The 17,001-nt window shown below is 60.9% G+C and carries 16 protein-coding genes; 7 read left to right on the top strand and 9 right to left on the bottom strand.

Going from position 1 to position 17,001, the window contains the following annotated elements:
• The first annotated feature begins 33 nt into the window (after positions 1-33).
• From HZR20_RS10910 to HZR20_RS10900, 3 genes are all read left to right on the top strand, one after another.
• Entirely contained in the window at positions 34-306 is a 273-nt protein-coding gene (locus HZR20_RS10910; RefSeq protein WP_181686720.1) for a DUF6684 family protein, read from the top strand.
• Between the two features lie 154 nt (positions 307-460).
• A complete protein-coding gene (locus HZR20_RS10905) occupies positions 461-2,257 on the top strand; it encodes a cytochrome c oxidase subunit I (RefSeq protein ID WP_181686719.1) in 1,797 nt (598 codons plus the stop codon).
• Positions 2,258-2,425: 168 nt separating this feature from the next.
• Positions 2,426-2,698: a DUF7520 family protein gene (locus HZR20_RS10900; protein ID WP_181686717.1), complete on the top strand. Its 273-nt coding sequence runs from the start codon at positions 2,426-2,428 to the stop codon at positions 2,696-2,698.
• Positions 2,699-2,713: 15 nt separating this feature from the next.
• Here the strand turns inward: HZR20_RS10900 and acs are convergent, their stop codons facing one another.
• The 6 genes from acs to HZR20_RS10870 form a co-directional block, all read right to left on the bottom strand.
• The gene (gene acs / locus HZR20_RS10895) at positions 2,714-4,726 is read right to left on the bottom strand and encodes an acetate--CoA ligase (protein ID WP_181686715.1); all 2,013 of its coding nucleotides are present in this window, start codon (positions 4,724-4,726) and stop codon (positions 2,714-2,716) included.
• A 172-nt stretch (positions 4,727-4,898) separates the two neighbouring features.
• Positions 4,899-5,699, bottom strand: coding sequence for a CBS domain-containing ParB/RepB/Spo0J family partition protein (locus tag HZR20_RS10890; RefSeq protein ID WP_181686713.1), 801 nt, complete (start codon positions 5,697-5,699; stop codon positions 4,899-4,901).
• A 62-nt stretch (positions 5,700-5,761) separates the two neighbouring features.
• On the bottom strand, positions 5,762-7,327 hold the full coding sequence (locus tag HZR20_RS10885; RefSeq protein ID WP_181686705.1) for a DHH family phosphoesterase: 1,566 nt from the start codon (positions 7,325-7,327) through the stop codon (positions 5,762-5,764).
• 64 nt (positions 7,328-7,391) lie between these two features.
• The gene (gene lrpA1, locus HZR20_RS10880) at positions 7,392-7,820 is read right to left on the bottom strand and encodes an HTH-type transcriptional regulator LrpA1 (protein WP_181686703.1); all 429 of its coding nucleotides are present in this window, start codon (positions 7,818-7,820) and stop codon (positions 7,392-7,394) included.
• A gap of 105 nt (positions 7,821-7,925) precedes the next feature.
• A complete protein-coding gene (locus HZR20_RS10875; protein ID WP_181686702.1) occupies positions 7,926-8,861 on the bottom strand; it encodes a thiamine pyrophosphate-dependent enzyme in 936 nt (311 codons plus the stop codon).
• A 2-nt stretch (positions 8,862-8,863) separates the two neighbouring features.
• Positions 8,864-10,762 carry a 2-oxoacid:acceptor oxidoreductase subunit alpha gene (locus HZR20_RS10870; protein ID WP_181686700.1) on the bottom strand — a complete coding sequence of 633 codons (1,899 nt, stop codon included), beginning with the start codon at positions 10,760-10,762 and terminating at the stop codon, positions 8,864-8,866.
• Positions 10,763-11,120: 358 nt separating this feature from the next.
• Here HZR20_RS10870 and HZR20_RS10865 point away from each other — a divergent pair, with 358 nt between their 5' ends.
• Both HZR20_RS10865 and HZR20_RS10860 read left to right on the top strand, forming a co-directional pair.
• Positions 11,121-12,152 (top strand): sensor histidine kinase, encoded by a 1,032-nt coding sequence (locus HZR20_RS10865; RefSeq protein ID WP_181686698.1) that lies wholly within the window; start codon positions 11,121-11,123, stop codon positions 12,150-12,152.
• Positions 12,153-12,294: 142 nt separating this feature from the next.
• Positions 12,295-12,708: a universal stress protein gene (locus HZR20_RS10860; RefSeq protein WP_181686696.1), complete on the top strand. Its 414-nt coding sequence runs from the start codon at positions 12,295-12,297 to the stop codon at positions 12,706-12,708.
• A gap of 12 nt (positions 12,709-12,720) precedes the next feature.
• Here the strand turns inward: HZR20_RS10860 and HZR20_RS10855 are convergent, their stop codons facing one another.
• The 3 genes from HZR20_RS10855 to HZR20_RS10845 form a co-directional block, all read right to left on the bottom strand.
• Positions 12,721-13,323, bottom strand: coding sequence for a chemotaxis protein CheC (locus tag HZR20_RS10855; protein ID WP_181686694.1), 603 nt, complete (start codon positions 13,321-13,323; stop codon positions 12,721-12,723).
• 86 nt (positions 13,324-13,409) lie between these two features.
• Entirely contained in the window at positions 13,410-14,072 is a 663-nt protein-coding gene (locus tag HZR20_RS10850) for an O-methyltransferase (RefSeq protein ID WP_181686692.1), read from the bottom strand.
• A gap of 48 nt (positions 14,073-14,120) precedes the next feature.
• Complete coding sequence (locus HZR20_RS10845; protein ID WP_258560429.1) at positions 14,121-14,681, bottom strand: mechanosensitive ion channel family protein; 561 nt, start codon at positions 14,679-14,681, stop codon at positions 14,121-14,123.
• A gap of 391 nt (positions 14,682-15,072) precedes the next feature.
• Here HZR20_RS10845 and HZR20_RS10840 point away from each other — a divergent pair, with 391 nt between their 5' ends.
• Together HZR20_RS10840 and HZR20_RS10835 are read left to right on the top strand one after the other, a co-directional pair.
• Positions 15,073-16,173, top strand: coding sequence for an outer membrane protein assembly factor BamB family protein (locus HZR20_RS10840; RefSeq protein WP_181686691.1), 1,101 nt, complete (start codon positions 15,073-15,075; stop codon positions 16,171-16,173).
• Positions 16,170-16,964 (top strand): hypothetical protein, encoded by a 795-nt coding sequence (locus HZR20_RS10835; RefSeq protein ID WP_181686689.1) that lies wholly within the window; start codon positions 16,170-16,172, stop codon positions 16,962-16,964. The genes HZR20_RS10840 and HZR20_RS10835 overlap by 4 nt, the downstream gene beginning before the upstream one ends.
• The last annotated feature ends 37 nt before the right edge of the window (positions 16,965-17,001 follow it).

Genomic DNA, 17,001 nt, shown 5'->3' with positions numbered 1-17,001 from the left:
AGCCTATTTATCCGTACTGCCGAACGACCGACCATGGAAATCGGTCCGCTCGATCACGAAACCCTACTCGATCTGACCGTCAATATCATTCCGTTAGGCATTCTCGTGTTCTTCTTCGTCGCGTTCATCGTCGCCAGCCCCTTCGGGTGGAACACCGTCGCCTCCGGCCTGCAACTGGCGATCGTCGGCACGATGATCGTCCTGCTCACGGTCCTGACGTACTATTCCGGCCGAGCGATCGCCAACGCTGAACGCGACGGCGAACCGGAGGAGCCCCCGGGCGTACTACCCGAAACACGGGAGTGACGGACTGTAGTGTGGTGACGGCGAATCCTCCAACTAAAGTATTTCTATTATGCCGAGCCAGTACATAAAAAGCCCCCAATAGCAGGGGACGACTACATAAGGGAATGGTGCCGCCAACACACACTTTTTGTACGGCCCACGCTGACTGACGAGTATGGCAGGACAGCAGCTCGCGCTGACGGTGCTGATGGGGCTCGTCCTGGTCGGGGTCGCTGCACTCCTCACGCGCATCGAGGACTGGCGGCAGTATACACCCCTGGCCGGTGGCAGCGCCGTCGCCGTCGGCGAGGACACCGGGTACGGCCACCGCGAGAAGCCCTCGGGCGTGATCAGGTGGCTCACGACCGTCGATCACAAGGACATCGGGATTCTCTACGGCGTCTTTGCACTCCTCGCGCTGGCGATCGGCGGACTGATGGTGATGGTCATGCGGTTCGAACTGATTACGCCGGCCTCAGACGTGGTCAGCGCACAATTCTACAACGCGTTGCTGACGAGTCATGGCATCACGATGCTGTTTTTGTTCGGGACGCCGATCATCGCTGCCTTCGGGAACTACTTCGTGCCGCTGTTGATCGGGGCCGACGACATGGCCTTCCCGCGGATCAACGCCATCGCATTCTGGTTGTTGCCCCCTGGTGCGCTCCTCATCTGGGGTGGTTTCCTCGTCCCTGGAATCGCGCCCGCACAGACCAGCTGGACGATGTACACGCCGCTGTCGGTCGAACAAGCCCACGTCGGCGCGGACCTGATGCTACTGGGGTTGCACCTGACCGGCGTCTCGGCGACGATGGGGGCGATCAACTTCATCGTGACAATCTTCACCGAACGGGGAGAGGACGTCAACTGGGCGAATCTGGATATCTTCTCCTGGACGATGCTCACCCAATCGGGACTGATCCTCTTCGCGTTCCCGCTGCTTGGCAGTGCGATCGTCATGCTGTTGCTCGATCGGAACCTCGGGACGCTGTTCTACGCGGTCGGAGAAGGCGGCGGCCCGATCCTCTGGCAACACCTGTTCTGGTTCTTCGGCCATCCGGAGGTGTACATCCTCGTCCTCCCGCCGATGGGACTGATCAGTTACATCATTCCGCGCTTTTCAGGCCGGAAACTGTTCGGGTTCAAGTTCGTTGTCTACTCGACGCTTGCCATCGGCGTGCTCTCCTTTGGCGTCTGGGCCCACCACATGTTCGCGACCGGGATCGACCCACGCCTGCGAGCCTCGTTCATGGCGGTGTCCTTAGCTATCGCGATACCGAGCGCCGTGAAGACGTTCAACTGGATCACGACGATGTGGAACGGCCGGATTCGACTGGCAGCACCGATGCTGTTCTCGATCGGGTTCATCTCGAACTTCATCATCGGTGGCGTCACCGGCGTCTTCCTGGCTGCCATCCCCATTGATTTGATCCTGACGGATACCTACTACGTCGTCGGGCACTTCCACTACATCGTCATGGGGGCGATCGCCTTTGCCGTCTTCGCGGGCATCTACTACTGGTTCCCCATCTTCACCGGGAAGATGTACCAGCGGACCTTGGCAAAGTGGCACTTCTGGCTGTCGATGATCGGCACCAACGTGACCTTCTTCGCGATGCTGTTGCTCGGCTACATGGAGATGCCGCGCCGCTACGCGAGCTACGATATGGTCACAGTCGGCCCACTCGAGGCCCAAACACTGCTCCACCAGGCTGCGACCGTCGGCGCGGTGATCCTCCTCGTCGGCCAGGTGATCTTCGTCTGGAACGTCGTCTCCTCATGGCTCGACGCCCCGAAGGTGACCGACACCGACCCCTGGGATCTCAAGCAGTCCGGCCTGTTCACCCGTGAGTTCGGCTGGCACGCCGACCGGCTGACTGCGGCCGATGGGGGCGAACAGCAGACCGTCACTGACGGCGGCGAGAAGCACGAAGCAACTGACAGTCCACAGCCTGGCGACACCGAGGCGTAAGCGAGTCGATACTGCCGGATTTTGTTACCCGATAACGAGGACGAACGCGGCGATCCCCATCATCAGCGCGATCGCGACCAGTGCTGCCAGCAGGAGTTCTTTCTCTTCCATACCAGCTCTTCGGTCGGCACGTGAAAAGCCTAATCGGCTCCGGCACGTAGCGAGTGTGTGTCAGTCAGGACTGTCAACAGGGGCCGCCGGGTCGTGCTGGTCGTCTACCTCGTGGTGATCGCCATCGCCGGACTGATGGGCGCGATCCTCGGGGCAACGCGACCAGACATTGTCGATCCGGTCCTCTTCGGGGTGGTGCAACTCCCCGCGTCTCCGCTGGGCATGGCCGCCTACGGAATGATCACGGTTGGTATCGCTATCGGCGTCCTCTTAGGTGCCGTCGCGTACGTCGCCGCACGGTTCGACACGCACGAACCCGGGGGCGAGTGAGGCTAGCCAATCGGGCTAGGTTCGTGGCGGTTCCCCGCCAGTCTGGACCTGTTTCCGGATCTGCTCGGGGACAGTTGGGTCCCGAAGCGTCGTCGTGTCGCCGAGGTCCTCGCTGTTGGAGATGTTCTCCAGCACACGTCGCATGATCTTCCCCGAGCGAGTTTTTGGCAGATCCGAGACGAACAGGACGCGATCGGGGCGGGCAAAGGCACCGATCTGGTCTTCGACGGACGCGATGACCTGTTTGCGGACGTCCTCGCTCTGCTCGACGCCGTCCCGGAGGACGACGTAGACATCGGGAACATGGCCGCGCTCGGCATCCTCGCGAGCGACGACAGCGGCCTCGGCGACAGACTGGACTTCCGCGACGGCACTTTCGAGTTCCATCGTCCCGAGGCGGTGGCCGGAAACGTTCATCACATCGTCGAGTCGGCCGAGAATCCGGTAATAGCCGTCCTGGCCGTGGACCGCGCCATCGCCGGTTTCGTAGACCCAATCGCGCCAATCGTCACTGTCAGTATCCGAGAACCGCTGCCAGTACTCGGCGATGAAGCGCTCATCGTCGCCGTAGACCGTCTGGAGCATCCCCGGCCAGGGGCGCTCGATCACCAGGTTCCCGGCCCGACCACTCTCAGATTTAATTCGTGTGCCGTCGTCCTCGTAGAGCGCGGGCTGGATGCCCGGGCATGGACGGCCCGCACTGCCCGGCTTCATGTCGGCGAGGGCCGGCAGATTCGTGATCAAATGGCCACCGGTCTCGGTCTGCCACCACGTGTCGACGACGACCGCGTCGCCGTCGCCGACGTGCTCGTAGTACCACTCCCAGGCTTCTGGCTGGATCGGTTCGCCGACGGTCGTGAGGTGCCGGAAGTCGAAGTCGTGGCCGGCGAGATGTTCACTGCCCCACTTCATGAACTGTCGGATCGCCGTCGGTGAGGTGTGGAAGATGTCGACGTCGTAGCGTTCGGCGATCTCCCAGATGCGTGATCGATCGGGATGATCAGGGGTGCCTTCGTACATGACGCTGGTCGTCCCGAGTGCCAGCGGGCCATAGACGATGTAGGAGTGCCCGGTGATCCACCCGATGTCTGCGGCACACCAGTAGGTGTCCGTCGGCTTGATGTCCAGCACGTATTTCGAGGTGCCCGCGGCGTAAGCCAGGTAGCCACCAGTCCGGTGTTGACAGCCCTTGGGCTTGCCCGTCGTTCCTGAGGTATACATCAGGAACAGTGGATCTTCGGCGTCCCGGGCAACCGGTTCGACGTGGGCACCCTCCTTCTCTGCGAGGACGTCGTCGACCAGCACGTAGGGGTCCTCGCCGGTGAGTTCGATCTCCGCGTTGAGGTCATCGTGACGAGACCACAGCAGAGCCGTCTCGACATCGGTATCCGGATCCGCAAGTGCCGTGTCCGCCTTGGCCTTGTGATCGAGCCACTCCCCACGGCGATAGTAGCCGTCGATCGTCACGAGTACGTCGCTGTCGGCGTCGGCCAGCCGGTCGGCCAAGGCGTTCGCCGAGAAGCCGGCGAACACCACTGAGTGGACGGCCCCGATCCGGGCACACGCGAGCATGGTAATCGGCAGTGCCGGCACCATCGGAAGATGGAGCGTGACGACATCGTCTTCGGACACACCGACCTCCCGCAGGGTCGCCGAAACTTCGTTGACCCGCCGGTGGAGATCCTGGTACGTCACGGTCCGTTGTTCGCCGCCTTCGCCCTCCCAAATCAGTGCGGCCTGGTTCTTCCGGTCGGCGAGGTGTCGATCGATGCAGTTCACCGACGCGTTCAGCGACCCGCCGGAGAACCACTCGAAGAAGGGGGGGTCGCTCCCGTCGAACGTCTCGTCCCACCGCGTTTCCCACGTCAGCAGGTCGGCATATGCCTCAAACCCGGCAGGGAAATCCTCGAAGCTGTCGTAGACAGCTGGATCACTGATATTTGCCTGTCCAACGAACTGTGGCGGCGGTCGGTGATAGTCCCGATCCGATAGCCTTGCTTCTAACCCCAATTCATCACTATCGTTCATTAGTAACTCACGACAGTGACCTGCACGTTCGACTACATGAGCGTCCGCAAAGCGGCGACATTACCTGGTATCCGGGACCGGGCTAGCAGTTACAGAACGAAAGTACGCCCAGAATCGAGAACTCCACGACCTGACCCGAGTCGCAGTAGCCCAGACGAAACGCCCAGGAGCGTCACTCCTCGTCCTGATACCGTTCGGTCTGTTCGACGAGCGGGTGGCGGGCGTAGTCGACAATCGAGATGTCCTCGATAGACGTCAGGCCTTCCTCCTTGGCGGTCTTGGCCATCTCCAGATCAACCGATTCCTCAATGGCGATCACGTAGGCGTCCATTTCCTCGGTGCCGAGTTCGGCAGCAGCGGTGGTCCGGTGGTGGCCATCTGCCAACAACAGGTCACCGGCGTTGTCGATAACCACGAGTGGTTCGGCCAATCCACGCTCTATTTCGTACATCCGGCCTTCGAGTTCGTCTCCGTAGACTTTCGTCTGTGTCGGTCTGAGTTGAGACAGCGGGACAACGCGACGTTCCTGGTCGGTCTCGGTGTCGTGAACGTCCTCGATCGTCTCGCGTAACTCATCGACCTTCCCGGGCGTCGCCCGCTCGATCTGGCTCCGAAGTACGTCGGTGTTCGTGATAATCCCGACCAGATCGCCGTCGTCGTCAACGACCGGGAGGCGTTGGATACCCGATCGAAGAATGACGCGGGCCGCGTCGTCGACGTCCATCTCGGGGTGGCCGACCATCAGATCGGTCGACATTACCGTCTCGATTGCGGCCGACTCATCGGCGAGAAGGAGATCGCTTGCACTCACAAATCCCTGCACGTGTCGTCCGGTACAAACCGGGAATCCGCTGTGATCGCTACTCTGGGCGATCCGACGTGCTACCTCACCTACCGTCTCGTCCGGAGCGACTGTCGCGACCTCGTGGGTCATGTATTCCTCGACAGTCGGCGAATCATCAGCACTGGCCATCGTCGTCACTGATGGTGTCTCGGTTGAAAAATCCCTCGCCAGCGCGCGGAAATTCGGGTCGCCTACTCGCCGTTGCGAGCTGTCGAACCCCGGTCACGCCAGTCACCGGGGGCCCCATCGCGGCGATCCTGGTCGGTCTCGCTGGTCACCCAGCCATCGCTCTCGGGAACATCGACTGTCGATTCGTCGCTCTGCCCGTAGGTCCCAAGAGAAACCTGCGAGGGATGCAGGTCCAGAACATTCAGAAACTGATCGGCGACGAGATTGTCGACAATATTCAGAAGAGAAGGATCGTCTCCGTCGATCGATTCCAGGACCCCCAGTTCGATCTGTGCGCCCGCCATATCCGCGTGGCCACCGGCACTCCCGATCTGGCCGAATGCAGCGCGAAGCGTCTCGCCGAGATCGAGATCCGTCCCGCGGGACCGTGCCGAAATATAGATGATCCCCTCTTGGATTCCGTACACGAGCGTCGTCGTGATGTCCTCGAGGTTGAGAAGTCGATCGGCGGCCTGTGCCAGCGTGTCGCGATCGTTGATCGCCCCAACGCCGCTCAACAGTACCGAGCCGTGTGATTGCCGACGCCTAATTGCCGCAGCGATCGTCTCCAACGTGTCGGAGCTGACACTCGGATTCTCGATACGTTCCAGCGCGCCTAGGTCAGCCTTGGGAAGGAGTTCGGCGCCAGCCTCGAAGTCCGCGACCGAGACTTCCCGACTGAACTCGTCGGTATCGACGCGGATACCGAACAACAGCCCGGTCGCCACGTCCGACTCGATTTCGATCCCGAGTCGGCGAGAATAATCGACCAGTAGCGTACTCGTCGCGCCGGCATCGCTCCGGAGATCCGCGAACCGAGCACTGACGGGACCACGTGGCGGATGGTGGTCGATCACCACATCGACTGTGGTGTCCTCGGGCAGGCCATCGTTGACGCCGGGCCGAGCGTGATCGACCAAGGCGAACCCACCGAATTCGGTGAGATCCGATTCGGCATCGAGGTTGCGGAGGTCGTACTCGAGGAGATTGACCATCGCCCGGTTCTCCTGGTGATTGATCGACCCAAAATAACACGCCTGAGCCGAACAGCCCACGTATTCAGCGATACGCTGAAGCGCGACGGCGCTGGCGATGGCGTCAGGATCCGGATTGTCGTGCATCACAACCGCGAGCGGGCCATCGATATCGGTCAGGACGGACCGCAACTCGTGCATCGACGTCCCGCCGGTCTCGACACGTTCGGACAGGAACGTCTCGAAGACGGTACCAGGATCCACGAGCCGATCGGCCAGACCGGCCAGTGATTGCCGGACATCAGCTGGTGGTTCCCGGCCAGTGTACGCCAGGAGAAACGCGTCTGGCAATGATTGGGCGGCGGCTGTAGCTGTCTGTAGATTGCGTGATGGATCGTCCCCGGCGACAACCACACTGTCGGCGTCGGGGACCGTTTCGAAGACGCTTGACTCCGTCGGATCGCCGACCATCACGTCGACGGACGGCAGTCGTTCACGGAGCGTCTCGGCGCGCTCGCCTGGCACGATGACCACGACCCGCCCTGGTCGTTCGCTCAGGGTTTCGACCAGCGTCGTCCCGAGTGCCCCACAGCCCACCACCAACCGGGTGCGCATGTCCCGACCGTGGGACCTACAGCACCTAAAACCCTCTCTCCTGGCTCCGGCACGCGCCGATCGATTACTTCAGACGTTCCTGCAAAAACGAGGGATGGACGGCTGCGACACCGTCTAAGGCTTCGATCTGGTCGTTGATGACGTCCCCGAGCGCGTCACCGTCGGTCGCACGGACTTCAGCCATCAGCGTGTGGTCGCCACTCGAAGTGTACAACGCCTCGATCGCCCCAACATCCTGTAGCGCCCGGGATACTTCGACGTAAGCCTCACTCTCGACATCCACGCCGACGATGGCAATGGATTCACTCGGGAGTTTCTTGGGATCGACATCCGCCGAATACCCGACGATAACGCCGTCATCTTCGAGTTGTTGTATGTACTTCCGGACTGTCGGCTTCGAGACACCAACCCGGTCTGCGATCTCGGCGTAGGACGCCTGGGCGTCATCCTCCAAGACGCCCAGGATACGCTCGGCCGTCGCTTCAGCGCTCATGAACCTTCTTTTGTTATACGTGGAAAAATATCTTCCGAACGTGAAAGGGATAGCCGGCTTTTGCAGCCGGCGGAACGCCTCACGACACGAGACCGGTCGATCCGATTACGTGTGGTGTTCAAGCAGGTCGTAGCTCCGCTTCCACTCGCTATCCTCGTCGAAGTACTTCTCTGCCAGCGGTTCCTCGGGCATCTCACCGGTGGCCTGCTTCTCCTCAGTGTAGGACGGCCGGTCCTCGTCGACGTAGAACCGACCGGTCAGCACTTCGCCTTCGTAGAGTTTGGACTCGACCTCGTACATCATCTCCGCGGCCTCTTTGCGGTCCGTGACGTCGAAGTCGAACTCGTCGGATTCCTGGACGTCCGTGTAGGGAACGTAGGATTTGGCGTCCTTGTTCCAGGTCGGACACTGGGTCAGGAAGTCGACGTGGGCGAACCCGTCGTGTTCGATCGCTTCCGCCAGGATCTCGGCTGCCTGGTTCGGGTTGGTTGCAGCCGTTCGCGCAACGTACGACGCTCCCGCAGTCAGGCCCAGACTCAGCGGGCGGATCGGGTCCTTCGCCGAGCCGTGAGGCTGGGTCTTTGACTTGTGGCCCTTGGGACTGGTCGGTGACGTCTGGCCCTTCGTCAGCCCGAAGATCTCGTTGTTGAACACGATATACGTCATATCGTGGTTCTCCCGGGCCGTGTGGATGAAGTGGTTGCCACCGATGCCATACCCGTCGCCGTCACCGCCGGCGGCGATCACTTCGAGGTCGGGGTTGGCGAGCTTGGCCGCCCGGGCGATCGGCAGCGACCGGCCGTGAATCGAGTGGAACCCGTAGGACTCGAAGTAGGAGTTGAGTTTGCTCGAACAGCCAATCCCGGTCACCGTCAGCACTTCTTCGGGTGTCCGGCCAACTTCGGGCATCGCTTGCTTGAGCGCCTTGAGGACGCTAAAGTCACCACAGCCCGGACACCAGGTCGCCTGCGGTTCGATTCCGGGCGTATACTCTTCGGGGTCGATCTCGCGATCCTCGTCGATGGCACTGAATGCACTCATGATTAGTCACCTGCCGCTGGGACGAACGTAGTCGAATCCCCTGGAACGGCGTCGTCGTCCCCGACGATCGCCTCGAACCCGTCGACGATCTCGGCGGGTTCGAAGGGGTTGCCGTTGTACTTCAAGAGGCTCGACAGTTTGTCGCCAAAGCGACCCAGTTCCTTCTGGGTAAGCCCCTTGAACTGGCCGCTGGCGTTCATCTCGACGACGACGGCCTCCTCGACGCTCTCTAAGAACGCCGTGACTTCGGCCTCGGGGTAGGGCATCAGGTCGCTGACGCCGAGAGCCTTGACCGCCTGGCCGTTCTCGTTGAGTCGGTCGACGGCCTCGAAGACCGTGCCCTGCTGACTACCCCAGGTGATGATCCCGTACTGGGCGTCCTCGGGACCGCGATAGGCCTGGTTCGAGGACTCTTTCTCGTCGAGGTCCTCGCGAATGCTGTCGAGTTTGCCCATCCGGCGGGCCATCTGTGCGACCCGGTTGTCCGGATCCTCGTCGATGTGGCCGTAGGCGTTGGTCTCGTTGCCCGACGTGAGGTGGCGGCCTCCTTTCTGGCCGGGGACCGTCCGCGGGCTCACGCCGCCCTCGGCCTCGGCGTCGAAGCGCTTGAAGGTGCCCGATTCGTGGTGGGCTGCCTCCGTGATCTCTTCCTCAGAGAGGACCTGCCCGACGTCCGGGTCGGGTTCCCGATCGAAGAAATCGATGGGGATCGACCGGAGTTCGCCCTCGATTTTCTGGTCGTACACGACGATCGCCGGGAGCTGATAATCGTAGGCGAGTTCGAAGGCCAGGCGCGTCTGCTCGTAGGCCTCCTTGATACCCGCAGGGGCAAAGACAACGCGGTTGGAGTCACCCTGGCTCGTATACAAGACGTGCTCGAGGTCGCCCTGTTCGGGCTTGGTCGGCATGCCTGTCGACGGGCCGGCCCGCATCGCTTCAATCAGGACGATCGGCGTCTCAGTCATCTCGGCAAGGCCGAGCGGTTCGGACATCAGTGCGAACCCGCCGCCCGAAGAGCCAGACATCGCCTTGACACCAGTGTGGCTCGCGCCCAGCGCCAGCGCCGCGGCGGCGATTTCGTCTTCGACCTGTTCGGCGATGCCGCCGAACTCGGACATGTGCTGGGACATGATCGTGAACACTTCCGTCCACGGGGTCATCGGATAGCCGGCGATGAACCGACACCCGGCGTCCAGGGCGCCATACGCGATGGCGTTCGAGCCGTTCATCAGCCCCAGTTCCTGTTCGTTCTCGCCGGTCGGCACAGTCAGGTCGTGAGTGTGCTCGAACTCCTCGGCACGCTCGAAAGCATCTTCGAGGACGTTCAGGTTGTCTTCCTGAATGTCCCCGGACATGTTCTGACGGATCAGTTCCTCGAAGAACGAAACGTCCATGTCCAACAGGGCGGCCGTGACGCCGACGCCAGCGGTATTGCGCATGACGTCCCGACCGTGTTCCCGTGCGATTTCCCGGAGGTTAACCGGATAGACGTGCCAGTCGTTCTCCTCGGCACGCTCCTCTAAGTTGAGTTCGGCGACGTCTTCCTCGTCAAACAACCCTGTGTCGTAGACGATGATGCCGCCCTCACGGAGTTCGTCCAGGTTCTCCGCGAGTGGCTTCAGTTCCTCGTTGCCATAATAGGCATCCTCAGAGGGGTTGCGAGCGAAACTATCACCGAGCGATAGCAGGAAGTTGTACCCGTCGCCTCGGGACGTAACTTCCTCGTCTTTCGCTCGTACTTCGACGTACGTGTGGCCGCCACGAATACGGGATGGATAGTGTCGATGGGTGAAAACGTTCAGCCCTGCCCGCATCAAGGCTTTCGCGAAGTTCTGGCTCGTTGAGTCGATTCCGTCACCGGAACCGCCTGCGATTCGCCAGATGAGTTCGTGTGCTGTCATTGAATATCATCGGCCCCGATGGTGCCGTACGAAGAAGACGAACGGACCGACCAAAAGGGTTTGGCTTGTGTCAATTGTCGAATGATTATGATAATACCCACGTGAGAATTTATTGCGGGCTGTCGGTGGATCTTCGAGTCGGGGAGAAAGCCACTGTATAGTAGCCAACTCGACAGTTGAGGCGCACAGATCGAGTACTCACTGAGTGATCTCTCGGATCGGTATCCGGGTGGAATCAGAGCTAGTATCACATGTCGATAGGACTGTTCGTCCGACCGGGACTGGCAGTGTTGACCGACAGAGAGACACTGTCATTGGCCGACGCCAGCGTTAACTTTCGGCTCTCCCACGTATCAGTATGGATATCAAACGAGTCCTGGCGGGCGCGTCAGTGAGTGCGACCGGGATGGGTGTCTTTCTCATTGCACTGACAGCCGCCGCGGCCGGGCTTCCGACCATCTATGACCTCGGATTGGCTGGGCTAGGAATCGTGGTCGGCTTGCTGTTGGTCGCGACCGGTGCTGGCCTATTCGCCTTCGAGGAATTAGAGACATCCCACGTCATCCGGGTGGCGGGCTGGAACGCCCTAGGCGTCGTGGTCCTGGCCCTCGTGCTCGGACTCGTCCTCGCCAGTCCGTCGGTCACACTCCCAGCGGCCGTCATCGCCGACGTCCTGGGCGTCAGTGCCGTTGCCCACGTCTTGATCGGTGTCAACGACGTCCGCCGGATCAGAGTCGGGGAACTGGCCCGAGAACGCCAGAAGCTGGCAGTCCTGAACCGGATCGTCAGACACAATCTCCGGAACGACGCCCAGATCCTGCTGGGCAACGCTGAGAGTCTGGCTGTCGAACTCGAGGACGAGCGACAGGCGAAAATGGCAACAGTCGTCGCTGAAACGGCCGAAGGACTGGCAACGATGAACGACAAACTCGGCCAGTTCCAGGCAGCCATCGATCACGATCCATCGGACGAGCGTGCCGTCGACCTCGAAGAGACAGTCACGTCCGTCCACAAGGAGCTACGAGAGGAGTACCCGGAAGCTGCGATTGACGTCGATATCTCCGAGGACTGTCTCGTCCAGGCCGATGACAAACTCGCCGTCGCGATACACGAAGCCGTCGAGAACGCGGTCGTTCACGGTGGAACAAACGTGCATATCACTGGCTCCCAGAGCGACGGTCACGTCGAAATCGCCGTCGCGGACAATGGCCCCGGCATCCCCGACCACGAACTGACTCCCCTCGAAGAGGATACAGAAATCACGCAACTCGAACACGGAACGGGCGTCGGACTGTGGGTGCTGTACACGATTGTCGATGCCTACCGGGGGACGCTCACATTCGATACCGACGACGGGACAACTGTCACGATCAGACTGCCCGCCGCGTAGTCGGACGTCCTGAGTTCAGGAAGTCGAGCACGTAGATTGTGGCCGGCGTATAGTCGACGTGGGTATCCGTTGTGAAAACCTTCATTATTAATAATCGCAAAGTATTTGATCACGGACTGCATATCTCACGATGTGAAGGGGAATGGCTACAGAGATACTGGTGCCGACTGACGGGAGCGAACGGGCCGAATCCGTGACAAATCGAGCGCTCGAACTGGCCGAACGAATGGACGCGACAGTCCACGCACTGTACGTCGTGGACACGCAACGGTACAGCGAGCCGGCGTTGAGCAGCGTCGAAATGGTCATCGATCAGTTCGAAGACGAAGGCAAGCAATACCTGCAGTCGCTCGTCGAAGACGGCGATAGCCGGGGGATACAGGTCGAAGGGCACTTCCGGCGGGGCGACCCAACCAGCGAGATCGTAGACGTGGCGACAGAACTGGGGGTCGATATGGTACTTCCCTGTCTGGAAGACGTCAGCCCGAAGCAACTTCGCCGCCATGGCCTCGACAGCGAGAAGATCGGTGCCACGAAGCGACCACTTACCGCCTGACTCGACTGATTCTCACGCTTCGATCGCCTGCATCAACTCGACGAGTTCGTCGAGTTGCGGGAACGTGTACACCTTGACGTCGACATTCGAATCTAGCGCCTGGACGCGTGAGTCGAACATCAACGCCATCTCCGAGTCTCGATCGCCCACGAGTTCGTCGATCATCCCGCTGCCCGGTCCATAAGTGAACGTCGGCGTGGACATGTCGATCGTGGTGTCCAGGACGTTCGCCCAGCCGTCGATGAACCCAGAGGTCATGATGTTACCGATCTCTTGGATCGCCGACCGCTCCATCTCGGTAAATCCGTCCTGGTCCGGGTCAGCTCCGCCCATATCACCGATCATCCCGCGAGCGAGATCCTTTGCGCTCTCTGCGTTCAACAGAAAGAGAATGTGCCCGTGGGGCGGTTCCTCGAGTTGGATGCTGATGCCGATCTGTTTGTCGTCGCCGACGTGGGTCTTGATGTCGGGGATGTCGATGAAGTTGATCTTGGTAATCTCCATCTCCGTCTCCATATCCGTCATCTGGCTGAGGTGGTCGGCGACTGTATTGCCACCCTCCTTTGCCATCTTGTTGAACAGTGCGAGTTTCCGGATGTCGATCATCAAACTCATAGGTGGACGTTATGCGTCTGTTCCAAGCCCGCCCTAATAAGTCATGGACTTGCAGTTCTCAGCGGCGAGAATGACAGCGGTGGCAGTCACTCGGTGCGATGCCCGACTGCGACACCTTCACCGACAGGCAAGAGTGACGCCTCGAAGTCCGACTCTTCGTGTAGTGCCTCGATGAAGGTCGCGATCCCTTCTGACATCTCGTCGGCGCTCTCGCTGTCGCCGGTCAACAGGTCCGTGACGGCGTCAGCGTCGATCGAGCCGCCGGCGATCGCATTGTCTGCGACGACGATCCCACCGGGTGAGATGTTCTCCCGGATCGCTTCGAAGGCCTCACGATAGCGGGTCTTCTCGTTGTCGATCAGGGCGACGTCGAAGAGGCCGTCGTACGTGTCGACGATGTCGAGGGCATCGCCGTGTTCGTACTGGATCGTCGCCTCGAAGTCGCCGCGATCAAGGTACTCTCGAGCGAGATCGAGTTCGTCCCGATCGACCTCGGTGAGGACGATCTCGCCGTCGGCCGGGAGCGCGCGAGCGAACCAGTAGGCCGAATAGCCATAGCCCGAGCCGAACTCGAAGACGCGCTCGGCGCCGACCATCCGGGCGAGGAGTTCGAGCCAGCCGCCGACCGCGGGGCCGACCGTCGGGAATCCCTCGCGGTCGGCGTACTCGTCCATCTCCTCGATAACGTCGTCTGGTTCCGGGCCGACGACAGTCGCGTAGTCTTCGATCCACTCCGGTACCGTGGGCATACCGGCAGGAGGGGCGAACAAGACAAAACAGCGTCGGTCGTGTGGGTGTCAAGACGAGGACTCACCGACTTCGACTGACCGGGAACGCCACGCGATCCGGATTGTCGTTGAACCGTTCGAGAATCGCCTCATACATGGCGTTGCGGGCGCGTCTCCCCCGCCGCGGGTGTCCTCGATGGCGATCCGGTCGCCGACCTGGTAGGATCGGTTGAGCAGGATGTAAAACCAGCCGATCAACGAGAACAGGGGCTGCTGGAGCGCGAAGGTGACGGCGAAGCCGACGACGCCAAGCGAGACCAGCATCCCGAGCCACTGGTCGGTCAGCGCGCCCAGCGTAGCGACGGTGGCGACGATTCCGAAACCCAATCGGAGGACGTTCCGGGCGTCGTGACGGCGGCGCTTGTCCACCGCGTGCGTAGTGACGTAGCGGAGTACGAGTCTATAGGCCCCGATCGCCCCTGCCAGGATCGCGACGATCGTCAGCGCTTCCACGAACACCGCCTCGCCGTCTGCCCCCAGCCAGGGGACGCCGACGTGTCCGACGGCGAGGGCACCACTCGCACTCACCAGCGCAAGGAAGACGAGTGCGTCTGCGACCCGGCGAGTCATGCCTCCACGGTCACGGGGCCGACTGACAACGGTTGTGTCGAGCAGTGGTATTGCCTTCTCAGTAGAAGCCCTGAATGCACTACTGCGGGTTCAGATCGATCTGAAAACGGCACCTGTTCGGCGGGCATCTGACAGCGACAGGACAACGATCCGGAACATTCTTTGGGATAGTTTCTGGACAGATACTATGGTCCGCCTGTCCCGCAGAGCTCTTCTCGGCAGCGTCGGAGCACTCCTCGGTGCAACCTCGGGCTGTCTGGGACTTGCCAACCGTTCCGAGTTCAGTCCCGCTGACTGGCCACTACCCCGATCCGACCCGGGACAAACGAGTTACTCGCCGACAGCCGGTCCGGTCGAGACAGCCGAAATAGCGTGGTCCCGATCAGTTCCAATGAGATCCGGAAGAACACTATTGCTCGCTGATGGGACGCTGTACGCACTCGTCGCAGACGGAGACGGAGAATCGTTTTCAGAGCAATTCTCGCTACACGGCATCGATTGTGACACCGGCAAGACTCAATTTCGCGTCCCGAACGTCGGTCGGTTGTTCGCGGTAGCGGAGACACGAATCTACGACAACGGCATCGTCCTTGGAGGCGGCTGGAGTCCGTACGGCTGGGATACGTTCGGAATCAATCCGGACGGCAGCCCCGTCCCACGTCGGTGGGCGAGTACAGCCCCGACACCGTCTACGAGAATATATTCGCCAGCCCTCACCCAGACAGTCGTCGACGGAACCTGGTATTATTGTCACGGTCATGATCCCGTTGAAGTCGTCGCTGTCGATGTCGACGATGGGCGGCGAACGTGGCGTCGACGGTTCGAAAGACGAGAATCACCATCGATAGCCGCGATTGACGGCCGAATCGTACTCGCTGTCGAGCGGGACGATGTAGCTGTCGAGAAAGATGACGAATCGACGATTCACGTCCTCGATCCAGACGGCGGCCACACCCAGCAGAAGCGATCCGTCAGCGGAGTCCAACAGGTGATGGGAAGAGACAGCACTGTCTACGTCGAAACGAGGCAGAATGCAACAGCCTCGACGATCAGCGCATATGACGTGGAACAACTCGAACAACTGTGGGAGGCACAGGTTTCTACAGCGGATTGGGTCCGTCTGGGGAGTGCCGTCGGACTAGACCTTGCACTGGTAGCGGTCGGATTGGCCGAAGGTGCCGACGACAATACGTCTGACCTGATACAGGTCCAGGCGTTCGATCGGCACAGTGGCAAACAGCGTTGGGAGCAAACCGTTGCGTTTGGTTCGATCTATCTCTCCAGTTCGGACGTTTCCGTATCCATCGGAGACCGGACTGGCTACGTCGCTACCGAGGGTGGAGATGTTTTCGCCGTCTCGATGGAAGATGGGGCCATCCGATGGCAGATCAACATAGACGGTGGTGGGGCCATCAGCCAACCAGTAATCGGCGACGGGCGGTTGTATCTGTTCGTCCAGCGGAAAGGGATAGTTGCCCTAGGGGAACCATGACCGACAGATCATTCAAACTGCACTGGCTGCTCGAATATACCGGCCAATACCTTCGCGAGAATCGAACGTTCGTGCTCGCGTTCGCGTTCCTGGGAGTCGTCCAAGGTCTGGTGTTGGGCCTGTTGATTGGTGTCGAGATGCCGCTGATTACCTTCGCGTTCCCGAGGCAGGGACCGATCTATCCGATGCTATCGCTCGTGCCGAACGGTCCACTCGTCGCACATCCCCTCCTGGGGACGTTTTTCGGGCTCAATCCCGCGCTGATTACCGTCTACGTTGTGAGCGCCATGCTGGCAATTGTGGCGATCACGCTCGCACTCGCCACGGCAATCTGGCGAAGTGCACCCGAGACAGACGGGTGGCTCCCGCCTGGCCGTCGCTTACTATGGCTCGGTGTCTACGTCGCCGTAGCGGCCGTCGCTTCGGTTCCGGGATTGGTCGCAAACGCCCCGGTCTCCGGCTGGCTAGCGCCGATTGCAGTGACACTCGTCGTGGCATATCTCGTCACGCGCCTGTTCGTTGTGCCGGTGACGATCGTCCGGGACGGGCGAGGGTTGCCGGCCGCGATCCGGTGGAGTTGGACGGTCTGTCGAAACGTACTCGTGACGATCGCAATTCTCGGTTTCGCGCTCTTGCAGTACTGGTTTTCCGGGATGCCCTGGATCGTCGTGACCAACGAGTCGACGAGGCTAATCCTCGCCACTGTGTTTGGAACGACGGTCCTCGGGGCCGCGTATACAGCGATGATGTGTGCGACCTACGATCTGGTCCCGGCTGCGTTCCGGGAGTGAGACAACCGACGAGCGACGTGGCCGCTTTCGATGGCGT

The organism is Halorhabdus salina (assembly GCF_013839425.1).
Classification (GTDB): domain Archaea; phylum Halobacteriota; class Halobacteria; order Halobacteriales; family Haloarculaceae; genus Halorhabdus; species Halorhabdus salina.
The sequence above is the reverse complement of the archived record's forward strand: the minus strand, read 5'-3'. Positions and strand labels throughout refer to the sequence as shown.

Bases quoted from the DNA above. Each gene is read 5' to 3' on its own strand.
- acs (WP_181686715.1), bottom strand. From the start codon at position 4,726: ATGAACGATAGTGATGAATTGGGGTTAGAAGCAAGGCTATCGGATCGG.
- HZR20_RS10835 (WP_181686689.1), top strand. From the start codon at position 16,170: ATGACCGACAGATCATTCAAACTGCACTGGCTGCTCGAATATACCGGC.
- HZR20_RS10910 (WP_181686720.1), top strand. From the start codon at position 34: ATGGAAATCGGTCCGCTCGATCACGAAACCCTACTCGATCTGACCGTC.
- HZR20_RS10845 (WP_258560429.1), bottom strand. From the start codon at position 14,681: ATGACTCGCCGGGTCGCAGACGCACTCGTCTTCCTTGCGCTGGTGAGT.
- lrpA1 (WP_181686703.1), bottom strand. From the start codon at position 7,820: ATGAGCGCTGAAGCGACGGCCGAGCGTATCCTGGGCGTCTTGGAGGAT.
- HZR20_RS10870 (WP_181686700.1), bottom strand. From the start codon at position 10,762: ATGACAGCACACGAACTCATCTGGCGAATCGCAGGCGGTTCCGGTGAC.
- HZR20_RS10875 (WP_181686702.1), bottom strand. From the start codon at position 8,861: ATGAGTGCATTCAGTGCCATCGACGAGGATCGCGAGATCGACCCCGAA.
- HZR20_RS10840 (WP_181686691.1), top strand. From the start codon at position 15,073: ATGAGATCCGGAAGAACACTATTGCTCGCTGATGGGACGCTGTACGCA.
- HZR20_RS10885 (WP_181686705.1), bottom strand. From the start codon at position 7,327: ATGCGCACCCGGTTGGTGGTGGGCTGTGGGGCACTCGGGACGACGCTG.
- HZR20_RS10850 (WP_181686692.1), bottom strand. From the start codon at position 14,072: ATGCCCACGGTACCGGAGTGGATCGAAGACTACGCGACTGTCGTCGGC.
- HZR20_RS10865 (WP_181686698.1), top strand. From the start codon at position 11,121: ATGGATATCAAACGAGTCCTGGCGGGCGCGTCAGTGAGTGCGACCGGG.
- HZR20_RS10890 (WP_181686713.1), bottom strand. From the start codon at position 5,699: ATGGCCAGTGCTGATGATTCGCCGACTGTCGAGGAATACATGACCCAC.
- HZR20_RS10855 (WP_181686694.1), bottom strand. From the start codon at position 13,323: ATGAGTTTGATGATCGACATCCGGAAACTCGCACTGTTCAACAAGATG.
- HZR20_RS10905 (WP_181686719.1), top strand. From the start codon at position 461: ATGGCAGGACAGCAGCTCGCGCTGACGGTGCTGATGGGGCTCGTCCTG.
- HZR20_RS10860 (WP_181686696.1), top strand. From the start codon at position 12,295: ATGGCTACAGAGATACTGGTGCCGACTGACGGGAGCGAACGGGCCGAA.